Genomic DNA, 17,468 nt, shown 5'->3' with positions numbered 1-17,468 from the left:
ACCCATGTGGCGAGGGAGCTTGCTCCCGCTGGGCCGCGTAGCGGCCCCCAAGACTTCAAAAGCGACGACTGCTTCGCAGCCGAGCGGGAGCAAGCTCCCTCGCCACGGAGGGCAGTCAGCTAGCCCAACGCCGTCTTCTCCAGGTGCTCAAGAATGATCGGATACACATCCACCACCGCGTCCTTGCCGAACATGCAGTCGATATGACCGTAACCCTTCACTTCATGGCGGCTGAACAAATGCGGGCCGTGCATCTCGCACAACCGCTCGTAGGTCTTGAGGGTGCTTTGCGGCAGGTAGCACTGGTTGTCGGCGCCGCTGATAAAGCAGATCGGCAACTTCAACCGATCGAAATGCGGCATGTAGACGTCGTTGCCCTTGAAGTCCACCAGGTGCCCCTTGCGCACGATCAGCGCCAGGTGCTCGAAGGTCTGGATGTTCGACTCGCCGAACAGCTCATGCAGGTTGTCGTGCAGGGTTTCGTTGAGGGTGTCGTGGCGGTACAGCGACGCATACATGAACGTGATGCGATGGCAGACCGGGTTGGTGCAATAGCCCTGGGCCTCGATCCGGGCATAGCCGTTGAGGGCCTTGTCGTAGAGTTTGTTGAACCAGCTTTCCTTGGTGTCGGCGTAGGCCGTCATGGACTTGATGCCGATGGCATCGAGCATTCCCGGCAAATGCAAACCGGCCTTCAGACCGGTGGCGGTGGCGACCACCGTGTCGGCGGCGATCTGCGAGCAGACCACCGAGCGCACCCCTTGCAGCCCCGCCAGCATCGACATGAAGAAGGTCGTCGCGCCGTAGCAATGCACCACGCATTGCACGTCACGGGCCAGCGTCGCTTGCTGGATCTGCTCGATGGCCGCCTTGAAATCGTACTGGGCCACTTGGTCGCCGTTCCATTCGTGCTTGCTGGCCGGCAGCAGGATGCTCACCCGTAGATCCAGCAGCCAGACGTCGTACTCGTGCTTGCACAGATACTCCAGCAGGTTGGTGTGGATGGTGTCGGTGGAAAAGATGTTCGAGCCCACCCCCAGGCCATGGACCAACATCACCGGGCCTTTTTTGCCGGCCTGATAGCGGGTCAGGCGCAGCTCGACGTTGTCTTCGGTCGGGAAGAAATGCACCACCGGCGCCGGTGCATCCAATGGCCGTTTCAACCGGGGCGGCGCGTCCGGGTTGAAGTAGACGTCGCCTGCGAAGACGCCTCCGTAGCTCTCCCACAGGATCCCGGCGAAGAACTTGCCGAACCGCGCCAGCGCCTCCACGCGCTCACGTTCATTGCGGGCGTTGAGCACTTTCATGGTGGTCATCTGCTTGGCGAAGTCGGCCGGCAGGATGTGCATCACGCCGCAGCCGAGCACCGCGCCGGTCTTGTCCGGTCCGCGATACAGCGTGACGTACAAGGTGCTGGTGTCAGGCCAGATGTTCAGCACGCCGTTGTCCTCGGGCACGGTCTTGAAGGCGCTGAAGTAATAGTCGCTGCCGTCTTCGGCGGTCAGCTTCATGTCGTAGTTCATGTGCCGCACGCCGACCTGTCCCTGGTACTGCTCGAACAGATTGAACACCCCGTTACTGGCGACCAATGGCTTGGGCGACAGCAGCGGCGCATCGAGGGTGCCCACCAGGGTCGCGGCGTGTTCCGGCTCCTTGATCAAGCGATTGAGGTCGGCGGCGGTAATGGTCAGGGTAAATTCGATGGGCGAGTTGTCGGCCTTGCCACGCTTGGCCGCCGCTTCGTACAGGCTCAGATCGGTGCCCTGGGCCTGGGTGAAGGCTGTGGAAAAGTAGCCCTTCATGGTTTCGGTGAACTGCACGCCGAGGGTCGGCGCCGCCACCGCTTTGCGCGGGGCCGAGGGCAGCGTGTAGTCGATGATCCAGCCACGGTCGGCCGCCAGCAGCCCCATGTTGCGTTCGCTCACCGCCGAAATGGTCAGCAGCGGATTGACCGCCAGGGAGGTGGGGATCACTGCGCCGTCGGTCACGTACAGGCCCGGGTAGACCTCGGTGCCGCTGGCGCCACTGAACACCTGGCCCTTGTGGTTGACCACGCCTTGCGTCGCGTCCTCGCCCATCACGCAACCGCCCAGGGGATGGACCGAGACGATGCTGTGCTTGAGCAGCTTGGTCCAGATCGGGTTCTCGACCCAGATTCCGCCCAGGGCCTTGGTGCTCTGGTGCAGGCGCTCGTTGCCGAGGGTGACGTTTTCCTGTTCGCCGACGCCAGGCCAGTCGATGCGCAACTGATCCTTGTTGTCGAGCAACATGCGCCCCTTGACGTTGTCATGACTCATGATCAAGTAGGTCTGCATGTTGTGCAGCGCGCCGTAATACGGCCCGCGCAGAAAGCTCTCGGCCTCCCGGCCCTTGTACTTGAGGCTGGCGCCGAAACCGGTGTCGGTGGGCACGCCGATCATCTCGGCAAACGCCGCCATGCTCGGCACCATGGCCCGGCCGAGGGCACCGGGAATCGAACCTTCCTCGATGACCATGCGGCTGCGCCAGTCGCCTTCGGTGCGCATGTCGATGATCGAGGTGATGCACGGCCCCACCGGTTCCAGTTCCTTGGCCGAATGGGCGCCGAAGCCGATGCCGTTGATCACTTGGTCGCAGTTGTGGCCGAACCCGAGGATGTCGCCGTTGCCGCTCATGTGCTCGCCCAACTGGCTGGACATGGCCAAGCCCTTGTCCCGCGAGCGCAGCATGATTTCGGTGGAGCCCAGAGTGCCGGCGGAGACCACGACGACATCGGCCCGCACGAACAACGTGGGCGCCGAGAACAGCTCGCGGCCGCTGTCCAGGTACTGAAAATGCACGATCCAGCCGTCACCGTCGCGCTCCAAGTGCCGCACCTCGGCCTGGCAGAAAATCTCCGTGCCGTGGTTCCAGGCATCCGGCAGGTAGTTCATCAGTGTGGTGTTCTTGGCCTTGTTGTTACAGCCCGAGACGCAGTCGCCACAGCCGTTGCAGGGCAACTGTTCAACGCCGACGTGGTTGAGGTTGTTGGGCAGCTTGTCGAAGGTCACGTTGATGGGGGGTGTGTAGAAGTGCGCGCCTTGCTTGAGGTAATCGGCTGATTTCTTGTGGGCGTCGAGCTTGGGCAGGTTCGGTGCCGACGCCGGGTAGGGATTGGGCTTGAGCATCTCCCGAGCCCGAGCGTAGCCGTCCTTGAGCAACGTGTCCTGGTGGTCCCGTACCGCCTGCGGCCAACGCGGGTCCTCGAACACGCCAGGCTCGGGCTCCAACGCGACGTTGGCATTGATCAGCGACGTGCCGCCCAGCCCACAACCGACCACCACGTTCTGCTGGGCGTTGACGTGCAGGTCGAACAGGCCGGTGCGCGAGCCGATGTGACCGTCGGGGTCATGGACCTGCAGTTCCTCGGTAGCCGCGAGCAGGGTGTTGGGGTATTCGCCAGGCTGGATTTCCCGGCCACGCTCCAGCAGGCACACCTTGCGTCCGGCCCGGGACAGGCGCGAGGCAGCAATGCCGCCACCGTAGCCGGAACCGATGACGACCACGTCATAGTGCTCCTGGATATCACTGATGGGGGTTGAGATCCGTGTCATGTTCAAGTCCTCTCAGGCAGAAGGGGCAACTCTGCGGTTGCCTGAAAATCCACAGGCGCACGAACGCCTGGCCACTGTCCCGTGCAGGGTCCAGCGGCAGTCAACGGTGTTACAGGGGGGAAATCGGGTACTCGCTATAGACGCGCACGCTGATTGGTGGCGCGACGATGAATGCGCTTGTGCAACGAAGTGGGCGATGCCGGGACGCAGGTCTGTGGGGGGAGCGGGTGTGAGCGGGGAACCTTGCTATCCATCATGTGTTCTCCCTGAACCTGATGTGGATAAAGTCGCGATGTCCTTGTGCCATGGAAGTGAAGACAGGCGACAGGCTTGCGTCAAGGCAGTTCCTTAGAACTGTATGAAATTTGATCTATAGCGATATGCGCTATGCCAGCCGTGGCTTGCAGCGTTTGGCGAACAAGTTATCCACATGGCCACCCACAGCAAATGGGGACAAGTGGGATAGGTCGGGAATTTTTTCACCCGCAAAGTGAATAAAAACCGTGACTTATGGAAAACGACGGTTTGCCGAGCCTATCGGTTGTTTTTTGACCAATGCTCTGTAAGCCTTGTAATTCCTGGGCTGTAGAGGTGAGCGAACACCTTATCCACAGAAGCGCCAACAGTGTTTGGGGGTAAATTTGACGATTCTGTGGAAAACCCTTTGGACGGCAGGTAAATCGGGGTTTTCCCAAGATTTTCTTGATAAAAAAGATTGTTTGATCACTTTATGATCAACTCACTGAACAGCCCGGTCCGTCTGGCTTGCAGCGTAGAGCGAACATCTTATCCACAGAAGCGCCAACAGAGATTGGGGGCAAGTTTCGGCTGGAAGGGATCGTTATTCACAAACAAAAGCCAATAAAAACCGTGGGTTAGGTTGGCTGTTTTTTGACCGCAGGCCTGGAGCGCCTGGTTTGCATGGGGTGCAGCGAGGGGCGAACAGGTTATCCACAGAGGCGCGCACAGGGATTGTGGGTAACACTCGCTCCCACAATGATTGGATAGATACAAAATTCACATGCACCACCAATCCTATGTGGGAGCGGGCTTGCTCGCGAAGGCGGTGTGTCAGACAACCCATCGTCGACTGATACACCGCCTTCGCGAGCAAGCCCGCTCCCACAGGGGGTTCTGGTGAAACCGCCATAGCGATCAAGGCCGATGCATGAGGTACGCCTCCCCCGTCACCCGAATTAATGGATGCGGGAAAACCTGACAGGTTTTGACGATGCCAAAGCCCTGGCGCTCATAGAAACGCCGGGCGCCGGTATTGGCGGCGTAGTCGATCAAGCTCAGGCCTTTGAGCGCCAGTAGGTCGGCACGCTGTTGCGCCAACTCGAGAAAGCGCACGCCGAGCCCCTTGTTACGCCAGCCTTCATGCAGGGCCAGGCTTGAAATATAGAGGGTGTCGGGCACTTCCATGTCGGCGTAGGGTGCCAGGACCGGATCCGTCACCGGCGCCGCCAGCGGATCCTCGCGCGTGACGTAACAGTGCATCATGCCGATGACCCGGCCATCCGCTTGGGCGACAAAACAGTTCTGGTAAGAAAAATCGACATTCTCCCGGGCATAACGAGCGGCCCCTACTTCCAATAGGTCCTGCCCTGGCTCCGCCAATTGGCTCCAGATGTAATCCGACGCACCCTCCGAAGAAATCCGGAACAGACGGGCGATCTCCCGTGCATCCATAGGCAAGGCCGGACGAAATTCAACTTCCATTGCTGGGCTCCATTTGGCTGACGGCGGTTATCCACAAAGGGGCCCACAAGGATTGTGGGCAACACATATTTCACTTGTGGGAGCGGGCTTGCTCGCGAAAGCGGTGTATCAGGCAACCTTTTTCGTTGACTGATGCTCCCCTTCGCGAGCAAGCCCGCTCCCACAGGTTTTGTGTTGAGCCTGGGTCTAGCGAACCACCCCTTCCTCCACCAACAACTTGAGAATCGCCTCGGCCCCTGCCTCCGGGCTCACGCCCTTGAGCACTTGTCCGCCTCCGCCGCTGGCCTTGGCCGTGGCGGCTTTCATGCGGTCGGCGCCGCTCTTGGCCTTGATCACTTTCAAGCGCTTGGGCCGTGGCTTGGCCGGTTGCAGGGTGGCTACCGCCAGCAGCGTGTCGTCGATCACTTCGACCTCCTCGGCATGCAACGCTCCACGCCGGGCCGGGCCGTAGGCGCTTTGCCGAGGTTTTGGCGCAGCGTTATCCACAGTGGCCAGGAACGGCAGGCGCACTTTGAGACGTCGCCGTTGGCCGCGAGGCAAGGCTTGCAGCACCAGGGCCGCGCCGTTTTCGATGGATTCGACCTGGGCCAGACCCACCACCAGCGGCCAGCCGAGGTTTTCCGCCAGCAAAAACGGCAACATGCCCGAGCCCTCGCCGGTTTCCGCCTGGCTGCCGGTAAGCACCACTTGGGCGCCAGCATCACGCAGGTAGTCGGTCAAGGCCGGCAGGGCGTCGGCCCCATCGGGATTTTCCAGGACGTGGAGTTCCTCCAGGCCCATGCCCAGGTAGGCGCGCAGGGCCGGCTCGGCCACGTCGCCGGCGTGCAGCACTTGCAAGTCGTTGCCGGCCAGTTGCAGGCCCAGCTCCACGGCCCGGGCGTCCTGCTCGGCCCGTCGAGGTCGGCCAGAGGTCGGGTGGGCGCCGATGGAGACGAGGCTGATCACTTGGGTACTCATGAACGTTTCCTTAGCTTAAGCCGCATCGCGCTTGGCTTCGTTGCGGTAAGCCTCTACCGCCGCGATCAAGGCCTGGAGAATCGCCGCGCTGTCACCAATCACCGACAGGTCTGCCCGTTTGATCATGTCGCAGCCCGGATCAAGGTTGATCGCCACCACCTTGTCGCAGGCGCCAATGCCTTGCAGATGCTGGATTGCCCCGGAAATCCCCACGGCCACGTAGACCCGCGCCGTGACCCAAGTGCCGGACGCACCGACCTGGCGATCCCGGGCCATAAAACCATCGTCCACCGCCACCCGCGAAGCGCCTTCGGTGGCGCCCAGGGCGGCGGCGGTCTGGTGGAACAGCGTCCAGTCCTTGACCCCGTTGCCGCCGGAGAAAATGAATTCGGCCTCGGCCATCGGGATCGCACCCGGGTCCACGGCAACCGCGCCAAGGTCTTCGATGCGCGACAAGCTGCGCGCCACGCTTGTGGATAACTCCACCGGCAAGGCTTCGTGACGGGTTTCGCTGACCGGCTCGGCACATTCGGCCGCCGCCAGGATCAAGCGCGCCAACGGCCGGGCCAAGTCTTGCAGGCCCGCACCGGCGCGGCCGATGCATTCTTCGCCCTTGACCTGCCAGACCCGCGTGGCCGGGCGCTCGCCCAGGGCTGCGGCAAAGCGCCGGCCCAATTCACCACCGCCGCTGCGACTGTCAGGCAGCAGCCAATGGCGTGGGTTGAACTGGTTATCCACAGCCCGCAAGCCCTGAACGCGTTGTTCCGGTGCATAACCGCTGAACTCTTCGCCATCGAGCACCAGCAAGCGGTCGACACCCGCCGTGGCGAAAGCGCTTTCCTTGTGCTCGCCGAAGACCACCGCCAACACCGCGCCGTCGCTTCCGGCCAACTGATGGGCCAGGCCCAGCAGATCGCGGTCGTGACTGCTGAGGCGGCCACCGACCATGTCCGGGACAACACAGATGTGGAACGCCGGTTGCGGCACCTGATGCAGCGGCAATTGCACTTCAACGGCAGCGGTGCGTTTGCTCGCCCCACCTTGCTGGGCACCGCTGCGATCAATCCGTTTGATCCCATTGGGGCCGATGAAACCGACGCCATGGACGTTTTTGCGAATGACGCCGTTGGGCCCCATCCAGCTGTGCTGCACCGGTTGCATGGCTGCGTGCAGTGGATGCAGGCGGTTGCGGGCGATCCACTCGGCGCGAGGGTCGCGGCGGATGATGTCGCTCATTAATGCACCTCCGCGGGTTCACGTTTGGCCGGGGCCACGGGCTTGCTCGGGGCCGCGTCTTCCAGCAGCGCATCGGCCACCAGTTCGGCAATGTCCTTGATCATCGGCCGTGGTTCGACCACGCCTTCGAGCATCGCGGTGCACTGTGGACAACCCACGGCCACCAGCTCGGCACCGGTTTCGCGGATGTCGTCCATGCGCATGTCCGGGATGCGCTGCTTGCCCGGGATGTCGGTGATCGGCGCGCCGCCGCCACCGCCGCAGCAACGTGAACGGAAACCGGAACGCTGCATCTCCTTGACCTCGATGCCCAGCGCCCGCAGCACTTGGCGCGGCGCCTCGTATTCGCCGTTGTAGCGGCCCAGGTAGCACGGGTCGTGATAAGTCACGCTGTCGCCCTTGTGCTGGCCAAGGTTCAACGCGCCGGCGTCGATGATTTCCGCCAGGTAGGTGCTGTGGTGCTGCACTAGGTAGTTGCCATCGAAGGCGCCGTATTCGTTTTTCAGCACATGGAAGCTGTGGGGGTCGCAGGTGACGATGCGATTGAAGCTGTATTTGGCCAGGGTCTGGATGTTGCGCTTGGCCAACAGCTGGAACGTCGCCTCATCTCCCAGGCGCCGGGCCACGTCGCCGCTGTCGCGCTCTTCGAGGCCGAGCACGGCGAAGTCGATCTTCGCCGCCTTGAGCACTTTGACGAAGGCGCGCAGGGTCCGCTGGTTGCGCATGTCGAAGGCACCATCGCCAACCCAAAACAGCACGTCGGTGGATTTCTTCTCGCTGAGCAGGTTCAGGTTCAGGTCCGCCGCCCAGTTCATCCGCCCACCCGGGGCGAAGCCGCCAGGGTTGTCGGTGGCGATGAGGTTTTCCAACACCTCGGCGCCCTTGTTCGGCGTGGCGCCTTTTTCCAGGGTCAGGTGGCGGCGCATGTCGACGATGGCATCGACGTGCTCGATCATCATCGGGCATTCCTCGACGCACGCCCGGCAGGTGGTGCAGGACCACAGGGTCTCGGCATCCACCAGGCCGTTGACGATGGGCTGGTGCGGGTTGCCGCTGTGCTCACCGACAGGTTTACCTGGGTAAGGACTGCCGGCGAATTTCGCATCGGTGCCGCCGGCCAGGCCGACGACCATGTCCTGGATGAGTTTTTTCGGGTTCAGCGGTTGGCCGGCGGCGAACGCCGGGCAGGCCGCTTCGCACTTGCCGCACTGCACACAGGCGTCGAAGCCGAGCAGTTGGTTCCAGGTGAAATCCTTGGGTTTTTCCACACCCAGCGGTGCGGTCGGATCATTCAGGTCCAGCGGCTTCAGACCGGTGGAACGACCGCCACCAAAGCGCTCGGCGCGGCGGTGCCAGGCCAGGTGCAGGGCACCGGCGAAGGCGTGCTTCATCGGCCCGCCCCAGGTCATGCCGAAGAACAATTCCGATACGCCCCACAACACGCCGACACCCAGGATCGCCGCCACCAGCCAACCACCGAAGTTTTCCGGCAGGATGCCCGCCACCGGCAAGGTCACCAGGAAGAACGACGCCGAGAAGGCCAGCAGGCTTTTCGGCAGGCGCATCCACGGGCCTTTCGACAAACGCGCGGGCGGGTTGCGCCGACGCAGGTACATGAAGATCGCGCCAACGAACATCACAGCCGACATCAGCAGCAACGCATAGCCGAGGAAGCGGTTATGCAGGCCAAAACCGTGGACCAGGATCGCCAACACAATCGACGCCACCGCACCACCGGCCGTGGCGACGTGGGTGTTGGCAATGTATTTGTCCCGCGCCACCACATGGTGCAAATCCACCATGTAGCGCTTGGGCATGGCAAAGAGGCCACCGATCAGGTCGACCTTGGCCGGTCGTCCGCGGCGCCACATGTTCATCCGCCGCAAGGCGCCCAGGGCCGCGAGGCCGAGGGCTGCGAACAGCAGGATTGGAAGAAGGGTGTTCAACATAGGTGTTGCTCCCAAAGACCTCAGGGTCTTGCAGGTCGAGATGCCTTACTCGGTCACTGTGGGAGCGGGCTTGCTCGCGAAGGCGGTGTGACAGTCAGCTTATGTGTGGCTGACAAAATGCATTCGCGAGCAAGCCCGCTCCCACAGGGGTTTGGTGCAAGCCGTTAGAAATCCTTGCACAACCGCAGGGCGTCGTAGATGGCCGCGTGGGTATTACGCTGGGCCACGCAGTCGCCGATGCGGAACAGCAGGTAGCCATCGCCGCTCTGTTCCAGGCATGGCTGGGGCTTGATCGCGAACAGGGCTTCGACGTCGATCTGGCCCTTGTTGCGCGAACCCTCCTTGAGCGCGTAGTAGATTTCTTCGTCCGGCCGCACGCCGTTCTCCACCACCACCTGGTCCACCACGCGTTCTTCCTTGGCGCCGGTGTATTCGTTCTCCAGCACCGCCACCAGCTTGTCGCCTTCGCGGTAGACCTTCTCCAGCATCATGTCCCCGGTCATGATCACTTCCTTGGGGTACATGCTGCGGTAGTAGGTGGGGAACGACGTCCCGCCAATGGCCACGCCCGGCTTGATGTCGTCGGTGACGATCTCGACCTGGCTGCCCTTGTCGGCGAGGAAGTCGGCCACCGACATCCCGGTGAACTCGCAAATGGTGTCGTAGACCAGCACGTTCTTGCCCGGCGCGACCTTGCCGTCGAGGACATCCCAGCTGCTGACCACCAGCCCTTCGGCGGCGCCCCAGTGTTCGTTCTGCTCCACGTTCGGATGCCCGCCGACGGCCAGCACCACCACGTCCGGACGCAGGTCCATGATGGTCGCCGCATCAGCCGCAACGCCCAGGCGCAGGTCGACTTTCAGCCGCGCCAGCTCCAATTGGAACCAGCGGGTGATACCGGCGATCTGGTCCCGTTGCGGGGCCTTCGAGGCGGTGGTGATCTGCCCGCCGATGAATTCCTTCTTCTCGAACAGGGTCACATCGTGCCCACGTTCGGCGGCCACGCGCGCGGCTTCCATCCCGGCCGGGCCGGCACCGACCACCACGACTTTGCGCTTGGGCCCGGTGGACTTCTCGATGATGTGTGGCACGCCCATGTATTCACGGGACGTCGCGGCGTTCTGGATGCACAGCACGTCCAGGCCTTGGTACTGGCGGTCGATGCAGTAGTTGGCGCCGACGCACTGCTTGATCTGGTCGATCTGGCCCATCTTGATCTTGGCGATCAGGTGCGGGTCGGCGATGTGGGCACGGGTCATGCCGACCATGTCGACGTAACCGCCCTCCAGGATCCGCGTGGCCTGGTTCGGGTCCTTGATGTTCTGCGCGTGCAGCACCGGGACCTTGACCACTTCCTTGATACCGGCGGCCAAGTGCAGGAACGGCTCCGGTGGATAACTCATGTTCGGGATGACGTTGGCCAGGGTGTTGTGGGTGTCGCAACCCGAACCCACAACGCCGATGAAATCCAGCATGCCGGTGTCGTCGTAGTACTTGGCGATCTGCTTCATGTCCTCGTGGGACAAGCCGTCCGGGTGGAACTCGTCACCGCACAGGCGCATGCCCACGCAGAAATCGTCGCCCACTTCGGCACGCACGGCCTTCAACACTTCCAGGCCGAACTTCATGCGGCCTTCAAAGCTGCCGCCCCATTCGTCGGTACGCTTGTTGACCCGCGGGCTCCAGAACTGGTCGATCATGTGCTGGTGCACCGCCGACAATTCGACGCCGTCCAGGCCACCGGCCTTGGCCCGGCGCGCGGCCTGGGCGTAGTTGCCGATCACCCGCCAGATCTCTTCCGGCTCGATGGTCTTGCAGGTAGCACGGTGCACCGGCTCACGCACGCCGGACGGCGACATCAGGGTCGGCCAGTTGAAGCCGTCCCAGCGCGAGCGACGGCCCATGTGGGTAATCTGGATCATGATCTTGGCGCCATGCTTGTGCATGGCGTCGGCCAGGTTCTGGAAATGCGGGATGATGCGGTCGGTGGACAGGTTCACCGAGCTCCACCATTCCTGGGGGCTGTCGATGGCAACCACCGACGAGCCACCACAGATCGCCAGGCCGATGCCGCCCTTGGCCTTCTCTTCGTAATACTTCACGTACCGGTCGGTGGTCATGCCGCCGTCGGTGGCGTAGACCTCGGCGTGCGCGGTGCTGAGCACGCGGTTGCGGATGGTCAGCTTGCCGATCTGGATCGGCTGGAACATTGCTTCAAAAGCCATGGCGCGATCCTCGACTTACAACGGCTTGACGATGAACAGGCCGTCGTCGTGGCCTTCTTCGGAACCGCCGTAGACCTGCTCGGCCACGGTGCGGATCTGGCTGCCGCGCGCGGCGAGGATCTGGTCCATGGCGCCGGCGAACCAGCCGGTGAACATGTAGTCGACCTTGCGCCCGACCTTGCCGTACACATAGACGAACGCCGAGTGCTCGAGCTTCACGCTGGCGGTGCCTTTGTCCAGGTCGATGTCCTGGATCTTGAACAGGCCCCAGCCACGCTGGGACAGGCGCTTCATGTAGTGCTCGAACACCGCGACGCCTTCCAGGCCATGGCATTCGGCTTCTTTTTCGCACCAGTGCCAGGCGGATTTGTAGCCGGCCTTGTAGAGGATTTCGGCGTAGGCGTCGGCGCCCAGCACTTCCTCGATGCCCATGTGGTTGTTGACGAAGAAGTGACGCGGCACGTACAGCATCGGCAGGGCGTCGGAGGTCCAGACACCGGTTTCGCTGTCGACTTCGATAGGCAGTTGCGGGGCGATCTTGGCCATGAAAACTTGACTCCGGAAATTCGTGATGTGCCTGCGGCGCGAGTGGCCGCAGGTAAGGATTCAGTGATGCAGCGGGGTTTACTCGCCCCAGACGTCCTTGAGGACATTCACCCAGTTCTCGCCCATGATCTTGCGCACTACCCGCTCAGGATGGCCGCGCTTGAGCAGCGTCTCGGTGAGGTTCGGGAACTCGCCCACGGTGCGGATGCCCAGGGGGTTGATGATCTTGCCGAAGCTGGTCAGGCGACGGGCATAGCCCTTGTCGTGGGTCAGCATTTCGAAGAAATCCTGGCCGTGGCCCTGGGTGAAGTCGGTGCCGATGCCGATGGCGTCTTCACCGACGATGTTCATGGTGTATTCGATGGCTTCGGCGTAGTCGTCGATGGTCGAATCGATGCCCTTGGCCAGGAACGGCGCGAACATGGTCACGCCGACGAAACCACCGTGGTCGGCAATGAACTTCAGCTCTTCATCGGATTTGTTGCGCGGGTGTTCTTTGAGGCCGGACGGCAGGCAATGGGAGTAGCAGACCGGCTTTTTCGATTCGAGGATGACTTCTTCGGAAGTCTTGGAACCGACGTGGGACAGGTCGCACATGATGCCGACGCGGTTCATCTCGGCGACGATCTCGCGACCGAAGCCCGACAGGCCGCCGTCGCGCTCGTAGCAGCCGGTGCCCACCAGGTTCTGGGTGTTGTAGCACATCTGCACCACACCGACGCCGAGCTGCTTGAAGATCTCGACGTAGCCGAGCTGGTCTTCGAAGGCATGGGCGTTCTGGAAGCCGAAGATGATGCCGGTCTTGCCCTGCTCCTTGGCTCGACGGATGTCGGCGGTGGTTTTCACCGGGATCACCAGGTCGCTGTTCTCGCGGATCAGTTTCTGGCTGGCGACGATGTTGTTGATGGTGGCCTGGAAACCCTCCCACACCGACACGGTGCAGTTGGCTGCGGTCAGGCCGCCCTTGCGCATGTCTTCGAACAGGTCGCGGTTCCACTTGGCAATGATCAGCCCGTCGATAACGATGCTGTCGGCGTGCAATTCGGCTGGGCTCATCAGGCAGTCCCCTTGTTAGCGATTCATGCGCCGAATCGTGTGCCGGCGCTTTGGGGCCAGCATATGCCTGAGGGCCGTCGCGACCCGGTGCAAAAACGACAGGGGAATTGCCGAAAGCGTCAATCCACGACAATGGGCTACAACGGGCCCACCCTGCCCGTCTGTTCTTTACCCGACGCTTGCGCCAGAATCCGCCGCATCACTGGTTTTCACTGGACTTGAGCGGCAACGCGATGAAATCACTTTTCCTGGCATTGGCACTGATCAGCACCCTGGCACACGCAACCGAAGACACCGAGCCCAACCCCTGCGACGAAGTTGAAAACGACGTCCAGACCCTGGCCTGCTCGGCCTATGGCAAAACCGCCGCCGAACAATTACTGGGCGAAAACCTGCAGAGCCTCTTGGAGCGCCTGCAAACCCGCTACGCCAGCGACAAGGCCCAGCTCAACGACATCACCGCCAAGGTCAAGGCCGCCCAGCAACTGTGGCAAAAACAGCGCGACGCCGACTGCGCCATCGCCGCCTTCCCGGCCAAACCCGGCAGCGACGCCTACAAAATCGCCGAAAACGACTGCATGGCCCAGGTGAGCGACGATCGGTCGGAGTTTTTGGAGTCGATTGGGCAAGACTGAGGGCAATATTCAGACACCTTTCATGCGTTGGCCTTGGAGGGGATATAAGTCAGGATTCGCAAAACTTATAAAAGACTTATATCCTTTCATGAACACCATCCACTGGACCAGAAAAGCCGTTAAGCAGCTTCTGAAATTGCATTCTCCCCATCAGGCCCAGGTTCGGGACGCCGTTACGGCGCTCGCCCAGATGCCCGACGCGGCGAACGTCAAAGCGCTTGTCGGCCATGACTGCGCCTATCGCCTTCGGGTAGGCCGCTATCGAGTCATGTTCGATTGGGACGGGGCGATCAAGATCGTCAGCATTCAAGAGGTCAGGAAACGCGATGAACGTACCTACTGATATTCAGATCATCAATGACGCAGACGGGCATCCGGCATTTGTGGTCATTCCATATGCCCAATACGTCGCGCAGAAACTGGAACCCGATCTGATTCCCCATGAAGTCGTCAGCCGTATCGTCGACGGCGCCACGCCCATTCGCGCCTGGCGCGAACACCTGAACCTGACTCAAGATGAAGTCGCCAGGCGCCTGGGTATTTCTCAACCGGCGTTTGCCCAGCAAGAGTCGGTCGCCAAGCCTCGCCGAGCCACCCGCGAAAAAATTGCTGCGGCCTTTGGTATCCATGCTGACCAGTTGGAGCTGTAAGCTGCACGCCACCCTCCAGCAAAAGGATTCACATGAAAACGTGCGGCATCGAAATCAAAGGCAGCGAAGCGATCATCGCCGTTGCCTCGCTAGACCAGCAAGCGTTGAGCCACGTTGCGCTGAGCACCAAGAAAATCGCCCTGGACGACGATGACGAAGCCGCCAACGTCAAGGCTTTCGCTGCCCAGGTGCGAACGTTCGTGACGGACAACGGCATCGAACGCATCGCCATCAAGAAGCGCAGCAAGAAAGGCGAGTTCGCCGGTGGCCCGACCACGTTCAAGATCGAAGGGGTTTTCCAGTTGCTAGAGGGTTGTGAGGTAACGCTGCTGTCGCCGCAGACCATCAACGCCCAGAGCAAGAAACATGACTTCGCCCTGCCGGCGACGCTGAACAAGTATCAGCATGATGCCTATAAAGCAGCCTGCTCGGCGCTGATGAAGAAATAGACCTTTCCCAGCCGAACGGGCACCTGTGGGGAGTTTTTTGTAGGAGCAAAGCTTGCTCGCGATGAAGGCGATGCGGTCCTTCAGAAACCGAGTCGACTGTTTCGCGAGCAAGCTTTGCTCCCACAAAATCCCCTCTCCACACAGCTCACTATGCTCGACCGCCAATCGGGTCAGGACCGATTCTGTTGCTGGCGATACCCCTTCAACCACTCCGCAAACGCCTTGTCCTCCAACGCATAACCACCGCGATTGGATTTCCACACCAATTCCTTTTCACGCAACGCATCGATACACGATTGGATGGTCTGGGTACCGGGCACGACTTCGCTTCCCATGCTCTTCAATGCCTTGCTCACCGCCTCCAATGTTGAATCGGTGAAGGGCGCGAAGGGCTCGTTGTTCTGCGAGCGATCGGCCATGACCTGCAACACGGCCCGTTGCGGCACCGTCAGGGCATTCCAGGCGCTCTCGAATTCGGTCCAGACGCCGGCGCGCAGCATTTCGGCGCTGTTGCGCAGCAACTCCCCCAAATGGCTCGCCTCGCCCAGTTCCAGGGCAATTTCGCCGATGACGCTGCGCAACATCTCCGGACGGCGCCCTACCAACTCGAACGCCTGGTCCAGGTCATCGGCGTTGAACTGATTGGTCTGGGCCAAGTGTGCGTTCAAATGGGCGGTGTAGGCCTGGGTGAAGGCTTTGCCCAGCAAAGGGAACGGCGTGATGCTGGATCCGTAGAACGGTTGGTTGCGACTCAGCACCAAGTGGGCGAGCTTGTCGCGATTGGAACCGGTGAACACCAGCCGCAGGCCACTGGTATCGCCCTCGCGCCCCTGGTTGAGCTGGTCACGGGCCGCCTTGAGGCCGAACATCGCGTTGCCCCCGGCTTCAGTGGTCAAGGCATGCTGGGCTTCATCGATTACCAGCACCACGGTTTTATCCGCGGCACGGTGCAACAGCTCCAGTGCCTGGGTCAGCGTCGCCCCTTCGGGCAGTTGCGGCTGGCTGAAATCCCAGGACAACGTGCGCAAGAAGCTGAGTTTGTCGATGCCCATGGATTTGGCGAGCTTGCGGATGCCCTTCTCATAAGGCACCAGTGCCCCGGCGATGGCCGAAGCGATCAAGTCGGCAGGGTCCTTCTCCTTGTTGGCCCAAAGGTCGACGTAGACCGCGAGCCAACCTCGCGACTCGCATTCGGGAATCAAGTCCTCGCGCAGGAACGTACTTTTTCCGGTACGCCTTGGCGCGGCCAGGAACAGGCCTGAGGTGTAATCCTGGATCCCGGCGCCGGCCAGCCCATCGACAATATTGCGGGCCAGATCGGGACGCCGGAAGACAAAACCGGGGTGCTTGGACATGGTTTTATACTCAATTATGGCGACAGGTATAATTTATAGTCGCGAGTATAATTGAGTATAAAAGCCTGTCAAACCAGCTCCCGACCATCCCCTTGTCGCCGCCGATCCTCCCGCGGACACCGCGCGAACCGGGTCCGATAGCTGCGGGTGAAATACGACGGCGACTCAAACCCGCAGGCGATGCTCACTTCCAGCACGCTCATGTCGGTCTGGCGCAGCAACTGCCGGGCCTTTTCCAGGCGCAGGCGCAAGTAGAAGTTGCTCGGCGTGTCGTTCAGGTGCAGGCGGAACAGCCTTTCGAGCTGGCGACGAGTGACGTTGATCGACTCGGCCAGGGCCAAAGTACTCAGTGGTGGTTCACTGTGGGTTTCCATCTCGCCGATGACGTGCACCAGCTTCTTGTTGCGAATGCCGTAGCGGTTGGCGATTTCCATGCGCTGGTGATCTTTGCGCGGACGGATGCGGCCGAGCACAAATTGCTCGCTGACCTGGATCGCCAGTTCCGAACCGTGGGCCTGGCCGATCAGGTCGAGCATCAGGTCGATGGACGCGGTGCCTCCCGCACAAGTGATACGGCGACGGTCGATTTCGAACAGTTCCTGGGTCACGCCAAGCTGCGGATAAGACTCCTTGAATGCCTCGATGGCTTCCCAGTGCAACGTCACCCGGTGCCCTTCCAGCAGCCCCGCCTCGGCCAGGACCACGCTGCCGGTGTCGATGCCGCCCAGGATCACGCCTTCGTTGTCCAGCCGATGCAGCCAGCGTTCCAGTGCCGGGGTGACAAACTTCAGCGGCTCGAACCCCGCCACCACCCAAAGGGTCGCGCCTTTCTTCAAGGGCTCCAGCGCGGCATCGGCGTTGACCGACATGCCATTGCTCGCCAGCACCGCCCCGCCATCGATGCTCAACACATGCCAGCGGTACAACTCGCCGCGAAAGCGATTGGCGACCCGCAACGGCTCGATGGCCGAGATGAAACCGATGGCCGAGAAACCCGGCATCAACAAGAAGTAGAAATCCTGGGACATGGAGCGCACTCGGTTGACGGGCAGCGTGCGGACCTTGATACGCCAGTTGCAACAACCGTTCAAGAGTCGCTGCAGTGCAAGAGCACGT

At 61.6% G+C, this 17,468-nt stretch carries 14 protein-coding genes; 4 read left to right on the top strand and 10 right to left on the bottom strand.

The window, feature by feature from the left end; translation table 11 throughout:
- Positions 1-119: 119 nt before the first annotated feature.
- The 8 genes from M1D99_RS02700 to M1D99_RS02665 all read right to left on the bottom strand — a co-directional run bounded on the left by M1D99_RS02700 (position 120) and on the right by M1D99_RS02665 (position 13,263).
- Entirely contained in the window at positions 120-3,572 is a 3,453-nt protein-coding gene (locus tag M1D99_RS02700; RefSeq protein ID WP_434573868.1) for a GMC oxidoreductase, read from the bottom strand.
- A 1,155-nt stretch (positions 3,573-4,727) separates the two neighbouring features.
- Positions 4,728-5,294: a GNAT family N-acetyltransferase gene (locus tag M1D99_RS02695; RefSeq protein WP_434573866.1), complete on the bottom strand. Its 567-nt coding sequence runs from the start codon at positions 5,292-5,294 to the stop codon at positions 4,728-4,730.
- A 186-nt stretch (positions 5,295-5,480) separates the two neighbouring features.
- Entirely contained in the window at positions 5,481-6,251 is a 771-nt protein-coding gene (gene etfB / locus M1D99_RS02690; RefSeq protein WP_434573864.1) for an electron transfer flavoprotein subunit beta, read from the bottom strand.
- A gap of 15 nt (positions 6,252-6,266) precedes the next feature.
- Positions 6,267-7,487, bottom strand: coding sequence for an electron transfer flavoprotein subunit alpha (etfA, locus tag M1D99_RS02685; RefSeq protein ID WP_458131344.1), 1,221 nt, complete (start codon positions 7,485-7,487; stop codon positions 6,267-6,269).
- On the bottom strand, positions 7,487-9,436 hold the full coding sequence (gene dgcB / locus M1D99_RS02680) for a dimethylglycine demethylation protein DgcB (protein WP_186729161.1): 1,950 nt from the start codon (positions 9,434-9,436) through the stop codon (positions 7,487-7,489). The genes etfA and dgcB overlap by 1 nt, the downstream gene beginning before the upstream one ends.
- Positions 9,437-9,600: 164 nt before the next feature.
- Positions 9,601-11,661, bottom strand: a complete 2,061-nt coding sequence (gene dgcA / locus M1D99_RS02675) for a dimethylglycine demethylation protein DgcA (protein ID WP_072405833.1) — start codon at positions 11,659-11,661, stop codon at positions 9,601-9,603.
- Between the two features lie 15 nt (positions 11,662-11,676).
- A complete protein-coding gene (locus M1D99_RS02670) occupies positions 11,677-12,207 on the bottom strand; it encodes a DUF5943 domain-containing protein (protein WP_018612374.1) in 531 nt (176 codons plus the stop codon).
- A 78-nt stretch (positions 12,208-12,285) separates the two neighbouring features.
- Entirely contained in the window at positions 12,286-13,263 is a 978-nt protein-coding gene (locus M1D99_RS02665) for a dipeptidase (protein WP_030139307.1), read from the bottom strand.
- 233 nt (positions 13,264-13,496) lie between these two features.
- On the opposite strand from M1D99_RS02665, the gene M1D99_RS02660 reads away from it, so the two are divergent.
- The 4 genes from M1D99_RS02660 to M1D99_RS02645 all read left to right on the top strand — a co-directional run bounded on the left by M1D99_RS02660 (position 13,497) and on the right by M1D99_RS02645 (position 14,997).
- On the top strand, positions 13,497-13,898 hold the full coding sequence (locus M1D99_RS02660; RefSeq protein WP_186707151.1) for a lysozyme inhibitor LprI family protein: 402 nt from the start codon (positions 13,497-13,499) through the stop codon (positions 13,896-13,898).
- An 88-nt stretch (positions 13,899-13,986) separates the two neighbouring features.
- Positions 13,987-14,241 (top strand): type II toxin-antitoxin system RelE family toxin, encoded by a 255-nt coding sequence (locus tag M1D99_RS02655; RefSeq protein WP_434573859.1) that lies wholly within the window; start codon positions 13,987-13,989, stop codon positions 14,239-14,241.
- Positions 14,225-14,548, top strand: coding sequence for a helix-turn-helix domain-containing protein (locus M1D99_RS02650; protein WP_003206335.1), 324 nt, complete (start codon positions 14,225-14,227; stop codon positions 14,546-14,548). Before M1D99_RS02655 ends, M1D99_RS02650 begins: the two co-directional genes overlap by 17 nt.
- 32 nt (positions 14,549-14,580) lie before the next feature.
- A complete protein-coding gene (locus M1D99_RS02645) occupies positions 14,581-14,997 on the top strand; it encodes a DUF3010 family protein (RefSeq protein ID WP_458131343.1) in 417 nt (138 codons plus the stop codon).
- A gap of 170 nt (positions 14,998-15,167) precedes the next feature.
- Here M1D99_RS02645 and M1D99_RS02640 read toward each other — a convergent pair whose 3' ends face one another.
- Together M1D99_RS02640 and M1D99_RS02635 are read right to left on the bottom strand one after the other, a co-directional pair.
- Entirely contained in the window at positions 15,168-16,352 is a 1,185-nt protein-coding gene (locus M1D99_RS02640) for an AAA family ATPase (RefSeq protein ID WP_458131342.1), read from the bottom strand.
- A gap of 68 nt (positions 16,353-16,420) precedes the next feature.
- Positions 16,421-17,380, bottom strand: coding sequence for a GlxA family transcriptional regulator (locus tag M1D99_RS02635; RefSeq protein ID WP_186707130.1), 960 nt, complete (start codon positions 17,378-17,380; stop codon positions 16,421-16,423).
- Positions 17,381-17,468: the final 88 nt, after the last annotated feature.

Source organism: Pseudomonas sp. R3-41, from assembly GCF_054161485.1.
This window is presented reverse-complemented; position numbering and strand designations above follow the sequence as displayed.

Coding starts and splice junctions, on each gene's coding strand:
- M1D99_RS02700 (WP_434573868.1), bottom strand. CDS start 3,572: ATGACACGGATCTCAACCCCCATCAGTGATATCCAGGAGCACTATGAC.
- M1D99_RS02695 (WP_434573866.1), bottom strand. CDS start 5,294: ATGGAAGTTGAATTTCGTCCGGCCTTGCCTATGGATGCACGGGAGATC.
- etfB (WP_434573864.1), bottom strand. CDS start 6,251: ATGAGTACCCAAGTGATCAGCCTCGTCTCCATCGGCGCCCACCCGACC.
- etfA (WP_458131344.1), bottom strand. CDS start 7,487: ATGAGCGACATCATCCGCCGCGACCCTCGCGCCGAGTGGATCGCCCGC.
- dgcB (WP_186729161.1), bottom strand. CDS start 9,436: ATGTTGAACACCCTTCTTCCAATCCTGCTGTTCGCAGCCCTCGGCCTC.
- dgcA (WP_072405833.1), bottom strand. CDS start 11,661: ATGGCTTTTGAAGCAATGTTCCAGCCGATCCAGATCGGCAAGCTGACC.
- M1D99_RS02670 (WP_018612374.1), bottom strand. CDS start 12,207: ATGGCCAAGATCGCCCCGCAACTGCCTATCGAAGTCGACAGCGAAACC.
- M1D99_RS02665 (WP_030139307.1), bottom strand. CDS start 13,263: ATGAGCCCAGCCGAATTGCACGCCGACAGCATCGTTATCGACGGGCTG.
- M1D99_RS02660 (WP_186707151.1), top strand. CDS start 13,497: ATGAAATCACTTTTCCTGGCATTGGCACTGATCAGCACCCTGGCACAC.
- M1D99_RS02655 (WP_434573859.1), top strand. CDS start 13,987: ATGAACACCATCCACTGGACCAGAAAAGCCGTTAAGCAGCTTCTGAAA.
- M1D99_RS02650 (WP_003206335.1), top strand. CDS start 14,225: ATGAACGTACCTACTGATATTCAGATCATCAATGACGCAGACGGGCAT.
- M1D99_RS02645 (WP_458131343.1), top strand. CDS start 14,581: ATGAAAACGTGCGGCATCGAAATCAAAGGCAGCGAAGCGATCATCGCC.
- M1D99_RS02640 (WP_458131342.1), bottom strand. CDS start 16,352: ATGTCCAAGCACCCCGGTTTTGTCTTCCGGCGTCCCGATCTGGCCCGC.
- M1D99_RS02635 (WP_186707130.1), bottom strand. CDS start 17,380: ATGTCCCAGGATTTCTACTTCTTGTTGATGCCGGGTTTCTCGGCCATC.